The organism is Ensifer sp. (assembly GCF_031989085.1).
GTDB lineage: Bacteria > Pseudomonadota > Alphaproteobacteria > Rhizobiales > Rhizobiaceae > Ensifer.
Map to the genome: position 1 here is coordinate 58,818 of NZ_DALZXU010000002.1, position 12,467 is coordinate 71,284.

At 59.9% G+C, this 12,467-nt stretch carries 12 protein-coding genes; all 12 read left to right on the forward strand.

Translation table 11 applies throughout. The features are described 5' to 3' along the window. Window positions 1-36: 36 nt before the first annotated feature. The 12 genes from RTP54_RS13290 (at window position 37) to rfbA (ending at window position 12,436) form a co-directional block, all read left to right on the forward strand. Window positions 37-834: a 3-methyl-2-oxobutanoate hydroxymethyltransferase gene (locus RTP54_RS13290; protein ID WP_312363344.1), complete on the forward strand. Its 798-nt coding sequence runs from the start codon at window positions 37-39 to the stop codon at window positions 832-834. 85 nt (window positions 835-919) lie between these two features. Beyond that, a complete protein-coding gene (locus RTP54_RS13295) occupies window positions 920-1,738 on the forward strand; it encodes a sterol desaturase family protein (RefSeq protein ID WP_312363345.1) in 819 nt (272 codons plus the stop codon). A 160-nt stretch (window positions 1,739-1,898) separates the two neighbouring features. Then, window positions 1,899-2,885 (forward strand): thiosulfate ABC transporter substrate-binding protein CysP, encoded by a 987-nt coding sequence (gene cysP, locus RTP54_RS13300; protein ID WP_312363346.1) that lies wholly within the window; start codon window positions 1,899-1,901, stop codon window positions 2,883-2,885. Window positions 2,886-2,977: 92 nt separating this feature from the next. Continuing rightward, window positions 2,978-3,799, forward strand: coding sequence for a sulfate ABC transporter permease subunit CysT (gene cysT, locus RTP54_RS13305; protein ID WP_112811417.1), 822 nt, complete (start codon window positions 2,978-2,980; stop codon window positions 3,797-3,799). Window positions 3,800-3,801: 2 nt separating this feature from the next. Further along, a complete protein-coding gene (cysW, locus tag RTP54_RS13310; protein ID WP_409517126.1) occupies window positions 3,802-4,689 on the forward strand; it encodes a sulfate ABC transporter permease subunit CysW in 888 nt (295 codons plus the stop codon). Further along, the gene (locus RTP54_RS13315) at window positions 4,686-5,705 is read left to right on the forward strand and encodes a sulfate/molybdate ABC transporter ATP-binding protein (protein ID WP_312363350.1); all 1,020 of its coding nucleotides are present in this window, start codon (window positions 4,686-4,688) and stop codon (window positions 5,703-5,705) included. Before cysW ends, RTP54_RS13315 begins: the two co-directional genes overlap by 4 nt. A gap of 126 nt (window positions 5,706-5,831) precedes the next feature. After that, entirely contained in the window at window positions 5,832-7,763 is a 1,932-nt protein-coding gene (locus RTP54_RS13320) for a glycosyltransferase family 2 protein (protein ID WP_312363352.1), read from the forward strand. Between the two features lie 119 nt (window positions 7,764-7,882). Further along, a complete protein-coding gene (locus RTP54_RS13325; RefSeq protein WP_312363353.1) occupies window positions 7,883-8,923 on the forward strand; it encodes a hypothetical protein in 1,041 nt (346 codons plus the stop codon). Then, window positions 8,923-9,495 carry a dTDP-4-dehydrorhamnose 3,5-epimerase gene (rfbC, locus tag RTP54_RS13330; protein ID WP_312363355.1) on the forward strand — a complete coding sequence of 191 codons (573 nt, stop codon included), beginning with the start codon at window positions 8,923-8,925 and terminating at the stop codon, window positions 9,493-9,495. Before RTP54_RS13325 ends, rfbC begins: the two co-directional genes overlap by 1 nt. A 13-nt stretch (window positions 9,496-9,508) precedes the next feature. After that, complete coding sequence (gene rfbB, locus RTP54_RS13335) at window positions 9,509-10,564, forward strand: dTDP-glucose 4,6-dehydratase (protein ID WP_312363357.1); 1,056 nt, start codon at window positions 9,509-9,511, stop codon at window positions 10,562-10,564. A gap of 2 nt (window positions 10,565-10,566) precedes the next feature. After that, on the forward strand, window positions 10,567-11,445 hold the full coding sequence (rfbD, locus tag RTP54_RS13340; RefSeq protein ID WP_312363359.1) for a dTDP-4-dehydrorhamnose reductase: 879 nt from the start codon (window positions 10,567-10,569) through the stop codon (window positions 11,443-11,445). Window positions 11,446-11,575: 130 nt separating this feature from the next. Continuing rightward, the gene (gene rfbA / locus RTP54_RS13345; protein ID WP_312363361.1) at window positions 11,576-12,436 is read left to right on the forward strand and encodes a glucose-1-phosphate thymidylyltransferase RfbA; all 861 of its coding nucleotides are present in this window, start codon (window positions 11,576-11,578) and stop codon (window positions 12,434-12,436) included. Window positions 12,437-12,467 lie beyond the last annotated feature (31 nt).

Genomic DNA, 12,467 nt, shown 5'->3' on the forward strand with positions numbered 1-12,467 from the left:
TTCTTTCATGATGACACGCGATACCAGGAGATCCTGATGCAAAACCGCCGCCCGACCGTTGCCGACCTGCTGTCGATCAAGGGTAAGAGACAATTGACGATGCTGCGGGTGGAAACGCTTGAGGAGGCCGAAGCCGCCGAAGCGGCCGGCATCGATCTTGTATCGGTTCCGCCAGCCCTGCTCGGGCCGGAGTTTCGCGAAGTGGCGCCAACCTGTTTTGCCTTTCCCGGGCTCGAATACGGCGATCTCGTCACGGCGGACGAATACATCCGCGCCGCCTTCAAGGCGCTGAAGGCGGGCGGCGATGCCGTCTATTGCGCTGCCAGCCTCGCAACCGTCCGGCGTATGCGCGAGGAGGGCATCCCGGTCTGCGGCCATGTCGGCCTCATTCCCTCAAAGGCCACCTGGACCGGCGGTTTTCGTACAGTCGGCAAGACGGCAGCAAGCGCGATCGATATCTGGCGGCAGGTGAAGGCGCTGGAAGAGGCCGGGGCCTTTGCCGCCGAAATCGAGGTGGTGCCGGGCGAAGTCGCCGCCGCAATCAGCATGAAGACATCGATGCTGATGCTCTCCATGGGCGCCGGCACGGGCTGCGACGCGCAATATCTGTTCAGCGATGATGTGCTTGGCGCCAATCGCGGCCACGTTCCCCGCCATGCAAAGATCTACCGCGATTTCGCCGCCGAATATGAGCGATTGCAGCGCGAACGCATCGCTGCTTATGCGGAGTTTGCGCAGGATGTGCGGTCCGGTGCCTACCCGGAGAAAGCCCATCAGGTCGGGATTGAGAAGGCGGAACTCAGCGCGTTCCTCTCTGACCTGGAACGGGCGTAGGACTGCGCCTTGCTTGCCTTGCGTGGTGGGGTTGGTGTATTCAGCCTGTCTGTCCATCTCCCACGCTGCAGCACCGGATCTCCACTTGAACGCGTTCGTCGAGGGTACCCTGACATTTCTCGCCATTCTCGCGGCCATCTATGCCGCGACGGTGCTTGTCTATTTCGCGCTCGGCTATGGCATCACCTGGCTAAACGACCGCAATCCGGAACGCCGCATCCAGAAGGGGCGGCGAGGGGAGAAGCGCAAGGCGATCGAGATCCGCCAGAGCATGGCCTCCATCCTCGTAACCTGCACGTCGGTGGCGATAGGCCTCTTCGTCCAGTATCAGGGATGGACGCTGTTTGCGCCATGGGACTTCAGCTGGTGGACGGCTGTGCCGCTCTTCCTGCTTTGCATGGTGCTTTTCGATGCGTGGTTTTATTTCGCCCATCGGCTGCTGCACACCAAGCTGTTCTATAAATACCACCTGCTGCATCACCGCAGCGTTGCCCCGACGGTGTGGAGCAACGATTCGATCGGTCTCGTCGATACGGCGCTGTCTCAGGGCTACTATGCCGTCATCACTTTCGTTGTTCCGTTTCCACCGCTGATCCTGCTGGCGCACCGGCTCTTCGATCAGATCAACGGGACTTTCGGTCATGCGGGCTTCGAGTACTTCGCCTCGCCGACTGCGCGCTATCCCTGGCCGCTGCTCTGCACCACCTACCACGACCAGCATCACGCCGAGTTCAAATACAATTACGCCAACTTCTTCTCCTTCTGGGACCGCGTTTTCGGTACGATTTCCCCGGTCTATGATCGGCGCGTGGAGACTTTCGAGGGCGAGGCGCCGGCCATCACCCTGAAGAAACCTTCAACGCCTGCTCCCGCGCAGGAAGCAACGGCAACCTCAGATCGGTAAATGGCGGGCAACATCCGCAACGCCATTTTCTCTGATATCCGAATTCGTTAGTTGATTTTTCCCGCACGGATAACAACCTCGGATCACCGTGCCTCGTCGTCTCCGGTAGCGGCAGCTAGGTTCCATGCAACCTACCGCCTCTATTCCACCGGAGATACAGATGAAGAAACTGCTGATCGCGGGCGCCGCCTTTGTCGCGCTGTTGACCGGCCCGGCCTTTGCCGATGCGCCGACCACCCTTCTCAACGCGTCCTATGACGTGGCGCGCGAAGTTTTTGCGGCCGAGAACGAAGCTTTCATCAAGGCGCATCCCGGTATCACCGTCGACCAGTCGCATGCCGGCACCTCGAAGCAGGCACGCGCCATCGTTGAAGGCCTGGAGGCCGACGTGGTGACCTTCAACCAGGTGACTGACATCGACTTCCTGGCAAAGAACGGCTTCGTTGCCGAGGGCTGGCAGAAGGAATTTCCGAACAATGCCTCGCCCTTCTACTCCTTCCCGTCCTTCCTGGTGCGTGCCGGCAACCCGAAGGGCATCAAGGACTGGAGCGATCTCGCCCGCGACGACGTGAAGGTGGTCTTCCCCAACCCGAAGACTTCGGGCAATGCCCGCTACACCTATCTGGCGGCAACCGCTTACGCCAAGGAAGCCTTCAAGGATGATCCGGCCAAGGTCACCGAGTTCGTCAAGAAGATCTTCGACAACGTTCCGGTCTTCGACACCGGTGGCCGCGCGGCAACGACGACCTTCGTCGAGCGCGAAATCGGCGACGTGATCATCACCTTCGAGGCGGAAACCCGCTCGATCGCCAAGCAGTACGGTACTGACAAGTTTGAAAGCGTCGTGCCCTCCGTCAGCCTGCTTGCTGAATTCCCGGTCGCCGTCGTCGACAAGGTGGCCGACAAGCGCGGCTCGCGTGAACTGGCCAAATCCTATCTCGATTTCCTCTACACTGAGCAAGGCCAGAAGATTGCCGCCGAATACGGCCACCGCGTCCACAACGAAAAGGTTGCCGCCGAGTTCAAGGACCAGTTTCCGGAGATCCGCCTGGTCAAGGTTGAAGACGTCTTCGGCGGCTGGAGCAAGATCAAAGACGAACATTTTGCCGCCGGTGCCACGCTCGACCAGATCTACGGCAATCGCTGACACGCGATAGCAGGTCGAACCTTTTTGCCCGGCGAGCCCTGCTCGCCGGGTTCTGCCGTGAATGAAAGCCATGCCGCCGTGGAGGCGATCTCTTGAAACGCAATGTTCTGCCCGGACTTCCCTTGTCGCTGGGCATCACCCTCTTTTACGTCGGGCTGATCGTCGTGCTGCCGCTCGCGGCACTCGTGTTCAAGGCGGCAAGCCTTGGTCCCTCGGAATACTGGGCGATCGTCTCTTCCCCCCGTGCCGTCGCCAGCTACAGGGTAACGGTGCTTTCGGCGCTCGTCGCCACCGCCTTCAATCTCGTCTTCGGGCTGGCGCTCGCATGGGTTCTCGTTCGCTACCGCTTTCCGGGCAGGCGCATCGTCGATGCGATCGTCGACCTGCCTTTCGCGCTGCCGACGGCCGTTGCCGGCATTGCCTTGACCACGCTCTTTGCCTCGAATGGCTGGTTCGGGTCGCTGCTGGCGCCCCTCGGCATCAAAGTCGCCTACACCCCGCTCGGCATCATGGTCGCCATGTGCTTCACCAGCCTGCCCTTCATCGTGCGCACGGTGCAGCCGGTGCTCGAAGACCTCGATCCGGCGCTCGAAGAGGCGGCGCAATCGCTCGGGGGATCGGACCGCACCATCTTCCTGCGCGTCATTCTGCCCTTGCTGATGCCGGCGCTGCTCGCCGGCCTGTCGCTCTCCTTTGCCCGCTCGCTAGGGGAATTCGGCGCGATCATCTTCATTGCCGGCAACCAGCCGATGGAGACGGAAATCACCGCTCTGCTCGCCTTCATCCGGCTTGAGGAATACGACTATCAGGCGGCAGCCGCGATCGCTTCGGTGCTGCTGATTACCGCGTTCCTGATGCTCGCTGCCACCAATCTGCTGCAGGCGCGTGCCTTGCGCTACACCGCGAGGTCCTGACGATGACGCCGAGCAGACGCAAGCCGCCCCGTGTCGGCGACGGGCCGATCATCCGCCGCGTGCTCATCGGCACGACGCTGTTCTTCGGCGCCATCCTGGTGCTCGCGCCGCTGATCGTGATCGCTGTCGAGGCCTTCAGCCAGGGTTTGAAGGCCTATGCCGCGACGATCGCCCATCCCGATACCCGCCACGCCATCCTCATGACGGTGGCGACCGCGCTGATCGCCGTGCCGATCAACACTGCCTTTGGTCTGGCCGCGGCCTGGGCGATCACCAAGTTCGACTTCTGGGGCCGGCGCGCGCTCCTCGTCGTCATCGAGATCCCGTTCTCGATCTCGCCGATCGTTGCGGGCGTTGCCTATCTCTTCGTCTACGGCCTGCAGGGTCTGTTCGGCCCGATGCTTGAGGCGGCCGACGTCAAGATCCTCTTCGCTCTGCCGGGGATCGTTCTCGCCTCGATGTTCGTGACGGCGCCGTTCGTCGCGCGCGAACTCATTCCGCTGATGCAGGCGCAGGGCAGGGACCTTGAGGAGGCAGCAACGTCGCTTGGCGCTTCCGGCTGGCGCACGTTCTTCTCCGTCACGCTTCCCAACGTGAAATGGGCGCTGCTTTACGGCATCGTTCTCTGCAATGCCCGCGTCATGGGCGAGTTCGGTGCGGTCTCGGTAGTCTCCGGCAACATCCGCGGCCAGACGAACACGCTGCCGCTCCATATCGAGCTGCTCTATCACGACTACCAGGCGGCTGGCGCCTTTGCCTCCGCCTCGATCCTCGCGACGCTTGCCGTCGTCACCATCATTGCCAAGGTCGCGCTCGAGCGCCGCGGTGCCGGCCGCAGGCCTGCACTTGCCGCTGCCGCCAAGGACCAGAACGCAGGAACCAGCCCATGAAGATCCGTCTCGACCAGGTGGTCAAAACCTTCGATACGTTCCGCGCCGTGCGTGGTGTCTCGCTCGATATCGAGAGCGGACAGCTGGTGGCGCTGCTCGGGCCTTCCGGCTCCGGCAAGACGACGATCCTGCGAATGGTCGCCGGCCTCGAATATGCTGACGGTGGTCACATCTATTTCGGCGATCAGGACGCAACGGATATTCCCGTGCGCGACCGCGGCGTCGGATTCGTCTTTCAGCACTATGCGTTGTTCCCGCATATGACCGTCGGCGAAAACATCGCCTTCGGCATGAAAGTGTCGAAGACCAGGCGCAGCAAGCCGGAAATCGCAGCGCGGGTTCAGGAACTGCTGCGCCTCGTCAGGCTCGAAGGGCTTGGTGACCGCTTTCCCGCCCAGATCTCCGGCGGCCAGCGCCAGCGCGTGGCGCTTGCCCGCGCGCTGGCGGTCGACCCGAAGGTGTTGCTACTCGACGAACCTTTCGGCGCGCTCGACGCCAACGTCCGCCGCGATCTCCGCCGCTGGCTGCGCGAGATCCACGACGAACTGGGGATCACGACCCTCTTCGTGACGCATGATCAGGAAGAGGCGCTCGATCTCGCCGATCGCGTTGTGATCCTCGACCAGGGTCGGGTCGTGCAGGAGGGCACGCCTGCCGAAGTGTGCCGAGAGCCGAATTCGGCATTCGTTATGCGGTTTCTGGGGGATGCGAACCGGCTCTCGGCGAATGTTCGGGGCGGGCAGGCCTTTGTCGGCGAGACCGCGATCGAGGCGCAGGCGTCGAGCGATGGTCCCGCGGAGATTTATCTGCGGCCAGGCGACATCGAATGGCAGCCCGCGGGAGAGGGGCTGGCCGCTTCGGTCGTCCGCGTCCTCGACCGGCCGGGCAGCCGACGTGTACTCGCGACGGTGGAAGGTGGAGCCGCACTGGAGTTTGACGTCGCGCCCGAGACCGACGTCAGGGCCGGCCAAGAAGGCCGGCTGACGATCAAAAGGGCGCGCCTGTACCCAGCCTGAGCCGCGTGGGAAAGACCGGGAATGGGTTTGCTCGGGTAAAGCGACATTTACGAGTTAAATTTCGGCCAAGCCTCTGGCATAAGCGGATACCGAATCCGGTTTCGTTGAGTTGCAAGATTGAGAACGATGGCTGACGCTTTAGAGGATGCGTTCGAGGTGCCGCTCGACGGGGCTCCGGAATCCTATGCCGACCATCCCATCGTGCTGACGGTCCATGACCCGGAGCATCGGCTCGGACTTCGTCCGAGACTGGCACTGCACCGGAAAGGCAGGGTTCCCGCGACGGTATTCCGCTCTTTCCTGATCAGTCGCAAAGGGCGGGGGCGGTTTTACGGCTGGATGCCGGTGCAGTTCGAAGGCGCCACGCTCTTCGCCGATGGTGCGACAACGCAAGGAGCGGCGGAAACAGCGCCCGAGATCCGCGTGCGGCGCCTGTCACTGTTCGAACTCGCGATCACTCTTGTCCTGCGAGCCCCCCTGATGATCCTGCGCATCCTGCGCCTGCTGTTGGTGGGTAACGTGAAAGGTGCCGCGTTCCGTTTCGTCAGACAATGCGACGCCCTTTCGGCGCCCGACTATCGCGATTGGCTCGCGGCTCAAGAGACAGCAGAGCGCGCGGAAGCGCCTGATCCGCCCGACGAATGGCCGCTGAAACCCCTTGTCTTCGTTTCTATCGAAGACGGAAACGAAGGGGCTGTGGCTGAAACTCGGGTTTCGCTTGCCAATCAGACCTGGCGCGGCCACGTGGAGGTGCCAGCCATCGACGTTGCCGGCCGGAAAAACGGCGATGCGGCGCAAGCTCATCTGTGGATGCGGATTCCGGCGGGCATGCGCCTGGCCCCGCGTGCGTTGGAGCGTTTGGTCAGGCCTTTCGCCTTCTCGTCTTTGGTGGCGGCCGTCTATAGTGACGAGGATCAAATCGACAGGCGAGGCCGCCGCGTTGCGCCGTTCTTCAAGCCGGCCTGGAACCCGCCCTTGGCGCAATCGGGGTGGCTTCCGCTCGATGGCGCGCTCGTTCGCCTGGCTGACCTGCCCGGGGGCGTCGATCTCGTATCCATGCCGTTCGCAGAGCTTGTCGCAAAAGCTGCCAACCGACGGCCAGGTGCGGTTCTTCATGTGCCGCGGGTGCTCGTGCACAGGAACGCTCCATACCGACCAACGACACGGGTTGTCGCGCCTCGGCCGCGTTCTGCTGAGGCCCCCAAAGTGAGTGTCGTGATCCCGACGCGCGACCGGGCCGACCTGCTCGAGGCGTGTTTGAAGGGCCTGTTTGAAGGGACCTCGGGTGTCGAACTGGATGTAATTGTCGTCGATAACGATAGCAGCGATCCGGCCGCGCTCGCACTTATGCAGCGGTATGAAGTGGCTGGGCTTATCCGCCGCGTGGCGCTTCCCGGGCCGTTCAATTTTTCAACGGCTTGCAACCTCGGTGTCGCCACATCGCGCCACGAATTGATCCTGCTGCTCAACAACGACGTCGAGCCATTGCAACCCGGATGGCTCGCGAATCTCACTGCGGAACTGGATAATGAAGAAGTCGGTGCGGCCGGCTGCTTGTTGTTCTTTCCGGACGGATATGTGCAGCATGGCGGCGTGACGTTCGGCGCCGGCACTGTTGCCCGCCACAGCTTTCATTTCCTCCATCCGCAGTCCGGCGAGGATCATGGCCTATTGCGCGAGCGACGCGAGGTCTCGGCGGTTACGGCAGCCTGTCTGTTGACGCGCAGAAGCCTTTGGCAGCATCTCGGCGGTATGGATGAGGAAAATCTGACTGTCGCGTTCAACGATGTGGACTACTGCGTCAAGGTACGGCAAGCGGGCATGAAGATTATCTGGACGCCTGATAGTGCCATGTTGCATAGAGAGTCGGTCTCACGAGGTGCGGATAACACACCGGAAAAGCTGCGCCGTTTTGCGCGCGAGGAACAGACAGTCTACCAGCGGTGGGGCGATTTCTTGCGGAACGATCCGTACCACAATCCGAACCTTTCGCTGATCGCCGAAGATCTGGTCCTCGAGGCCCATCCGCGCGATCTGTCGCCGAGGTCATCGGGATGACGGCTCTCAGAGAACGGCTTGCGCTTTGGATCGAGAAAGGGCTGCCGCGACCGCGCTTGAGACGCGGCGCAACCGGTTCTCCCCGCGGGCCGGTCAAGAGGATCATCGTCTTCGGACGCATGCCCAACCCGACCTACGACTATTATTTCGCAGCGCGGCTCGAAGCGCCGGGCATGCCCCCGTTCCAGGCTGTCGACATCAGGCACGGCAATCTTGGCGAACTGGACCCGCAAGGGGCCTTCATCATCGTCTGCCGCTACGCTTCGCCGGACGTGCTGACCTGGCTCGACACCCATGCGGATCGCTTTTCCGGGGTCGGCCTCTTCCTCGACGACGATATCCCAGCGGTTGTGACGGGAAGTGACGCCGATCTCTCCTACCGCCTGTTTCTTTATTTTCGAGCCCTTTGGCCCCTGCGCCGTCTCAATCGCCACCTCGATATCGTCTGGGCCTCGACACGGCATTTGGCGTCGACATTGCAGTTGCATCAGGTCCAGGTGCTGCCTCCGGCGCCGCCGGAACGCTTGTGGAAGCGCGCTGCCGATGACGCCCACGCTGCAAACCCAGCCTCGGACCAGGTGTTGATCGCCTATCACGCGACGGGTGTTCACCTCGAAGAACACCGCTTTCTGCGTCCTGTTATCGAGAAAGTCTTGGCGCAGCGACCGCAGACTCGCTTCGAGGTCTTCGCCGACGGGCGTGCGGCATCAATCTGGGCCGGTATGGAGCGTGTATCTGTGCGAAAACCGATGCCCTGGGCCGACTATCTTGCCGACGCCGAACAACGCACGATCGACATCATGCTCGTACCCCTTCACCCGTCGCGCGTGAACGATAGTCGCGCTCCGACGAAGCGGATCGATGTCGCGCGGTACAAGGCAGCCGGGGTGTTTTCAGAAGGGGTCGTGTATGGCTTTCCCGGTGATGATGCTGAAGTTCGCCTTCCTTATGACGCCATGATCTGGTGCCAAACGATCAATGAACTCGCCGGCAATCTGCAGGAGCGCCGGACGAGCGCCGCGGCGACGAAAGAGGCCGCCTTGCAAATGACGTTGGCAGCAGCTACGGGAGTTGCTGATCTGAGCCCTGAGCAATCCATTCAGCGACGCCATCCGGGCTCGACCACTGTCACACACGATCGAAATACGGGTGCGTTCTGATGACTTCCAAGGTGCTGTTGCTTCACCCGAAACGATTTGGTGACGATCGAGGTTGGTTTTCGGAAGTTTACAACGAAAAGGCATTCGCGGCGTACGACATTCACGACCGCTTTGTTCAGGACAATCACTCGCTCTCAGTTCCGATCGGTACGTTAAGAGGCTTGCATTTTCAGACGCCGCCTTATGCGCAGGCAAAACTTGTTCGATGCATCCGTGGCCGGATATTCGACGTCGCTGTTGATATTCGTCGTGGTTCACCGACCTTCGGACGGTGGGTTGGTGCAGAGCTTTCTGCTGAAAATGGACACCAACTCTACATACCCATCGGTTTCGCACATGGATTCGTGACGCTCGAAGCCTCAACCGAGGTGACCTACAAGGTGTCCAGCCTTTATTCTCCGCAGAACGATGGCGGTATCATCTGGAGTGATTCTGAGCTCAGTATCGAATGGCCGCTGCCCATGGGCGTTGCACCGATCCTGAGCTCAAAAGATGGTCAACTGCAACGACTGCGTGATTTCGATAGCCCCTTCGACTATGACGGTATTCCGCTAGAGCTGGCTGAAGTGTAAGGGAAGATAGACTATGCGCATTCTTGTTACCGGCGGCGCCGGCTTCATTGGATCGGCCCTTGTTCGACATCTCATTGGGAACACCGAACATGAAGTCCTGAACTTCGATAAACTCACTTATGCCGGTACGCTGACATCTCTTTCCTCCGTCGCGTCTTCGCCACGATACAGCTTCAAGCAGGGGGATATCTGCGATGAGCGTGCCGTGGCCACTGCAATCCAGGACTTTCAACCTGATGTGATTACCCATTTGGCCGCAGAGTCGCACGTTGATCGATCGATCGATGGGCCGGGGGCATTCATACAGACGAACGTTGTCGGCACGTACACCATGCTGACAGCGGCATTGGACTATTGGCGCGGGCTCGAAGGCAGACGGCGAGAGCAATTCCGCTTCCATCACATTTCCACAGACGAGGTTTTCGGCTCACTCGGTGAAACCGGCTATTTCACCGAAAAGACACCGTATGACCCGCGCTCGCCTTATTCAGCGTCCAAGGCAGGGTCCGATCATCTCGTCTCCGCTTGGGGGCACACGTACGGTCTGCCGGTGCTGATCACCAACTGCTCGAACAATTACGGCCCCTACCATTTTCCAGAAAAGCTCATTCCGTTAATGATCGTGAAGGCGCTGGCCGGCGAGCCGCTCCCGGTGTACGGAAACGGTGCGAATGTTCGCGACTGGTTGTATGTGGAGGACCATGTTCGGGCGCTGCAAAGCGTTTTCGAGCAGGGCGTGCCCGGCCAGACCTACAACGTGGGCGGAAATTCGGAGCGCCGGAACATCGATGTCGTCGAGGCCGTGTGTGGTGTATTGGATCGCTTGCAGCCGCGCGAAGACGGCCACTCCTATTCCCAGCAGATCACATACGTCGCTGATCGACCTGGCCACGATCAACGCTATGCGATCGACGCGGCGAAGATAGCAGATGGGCTAGGCTGGCGGCCACTCGAGAGTTTCGAGAGCGGTATCGAAAAGACGGTTTCCTGGTACTTGGACAATCGCAATTGGTGGGCGGAAATTCTCGACCGAACGCAAGCGGCGACACGACGCGGTCTGGGTGGTTGAAGATGCGGAGGATCTTGATAACCGGGGGCACGGGGCAGGTTGGTACCGAACTTCAGGCGTGTTCATGGCCTGACGATATCCAACTCGTCGCGCCGACGCGGCGCGAACTCGACCTGAGCGATTGCGAAAGTATTCTCGACTATATCGCGAACGGCGAATTCTGCGGTGTCATTAATTGCGGCGCCTATACTGCGGTAGATCGCGCAGAAAATGACGTCCTCGCTGCTTGGCGAATAAACGCATTGGCGCCGGCAGCAATTGCGGCGGCGACCGGGAAGCGGGGCATCCCGGTCGTGCACATGTCTACCGACTACGTGTTTGACGGACGGAAAAACGAGCCTTACAGCGAAGATGATGCGGTCGCCCCAATCGGTGTCTATGGTGCCTCCAAGGAAGCAGGCGAACAAGCGATTAGGACGGGGAACCGGCGCCATGTAATTGTCCGCACCGCGTGGGTTTTTAGCGCCCATGGCGCTAATTTTGTGAAGACGATGCTGCGCCTCGGCGAGGAACGGGCGCTAATCAAGGTGGTCGATGATCAACGCGGATGCCCGACCGCTGCTTCGGATATCGCGTCTGCCCTAGCCCTGATTATACTTCGCTTAATCGAGGATGGACATGCTCCCGCAGGCACCTACAACTTTGTCAACGATGGCTCCGCGACTTGGTTCGATTTCGCACGCGAAATATTTGAGCAGCGCAGGGCCGCCGGGTACATGGTTCCGGCGCTGGAAGCGATATGCACAGATCAATATCCGACCCCGGCCCGACGCCCGACGAACTCCAGGCTAGGAACTGAGAAATTTAGAAGGGATTTTGCGATGGATCCGCGCGATTGGACATCAGCCCTGCGCCACGTTCTGGACGCGCTTTCTAAATGAGCCTGCGAACAAGAGGTGTTGCACGGTTGACTTTCGAAGGTGCACCCTCGACCCTAGTTCTAACGATCTTCCGATATCATGCAGTTCATTTTTCCCTGCGTGGAAAAGTAAGTAGGGGAATGGAGTTTTGATGAAAGGTATCATTCTGGCTGGGGGCTCGGGATCGCGGTTGTATCCTGCGACGCTTGTTGTGAACAAACAGCTTTTACCAGTTTATGACAAGCCGATGATCTACTACCCACTTTCGACATTGATACAGGCCGGTATATCGGATGTGTTAATTGTCTCAGCAGGGGAATTCGTTGAAAGCTATAAGCGGCTTTTGGGAGACGGTTCTGACTGGGGAATTAGCATAAGATATGCCGTGCAAAACTCCCCAGACGGACTAGCGCAAGCGTTCGTTATTGGCGAAGATTTTATTGGCAGCGACAATGTATGCTTGATACTTGGCGATAATATTTTCTTCGGCGCAGGGCTGGAGAACATGCTTTCTCGAGCCAGGGCTCGCGCTTTCGGCGCGACAGTTTTCGCATACGAAGTAGAGGACCCCCGGCGTTATGGTGTCGTCGAACTCGATATACATCGACGCGCTGTGTCCCTAGAGGAAAAGCCTATAACGCCAAAGTCAAACTTTGCAGTGACGGGCTTATATTTTTACGACAACCGAGTCATAGAAATCGCAAAGCAGCTAACGCCGTCTCCTCGTGGAGAGTATGAGATTACTGATGTCAACAAAGAGTACATGCAAAGGGGTGAGTTGTTCGTTGAAACGATGACCCGTGGCTATGCTTGGTTAGATACCGGAACCCACGATAGCCTTCTTGAAGCGTCGGAGTTCGTTCGAACAATTCAACATCGCCAAGGAACGCAGATTGCGTGCTTGGAAGAAGTCGCCTACCTCCGCGGGTTAATAAGCAAGTCCGATGTTCAACGGATAGGGCGGAAGTACGAAAAAACAGCATATGGACGATATCTGCTTCGGATCACCTAGCAGGGCGCCGTCGATGAGAATGGAAAGTTTA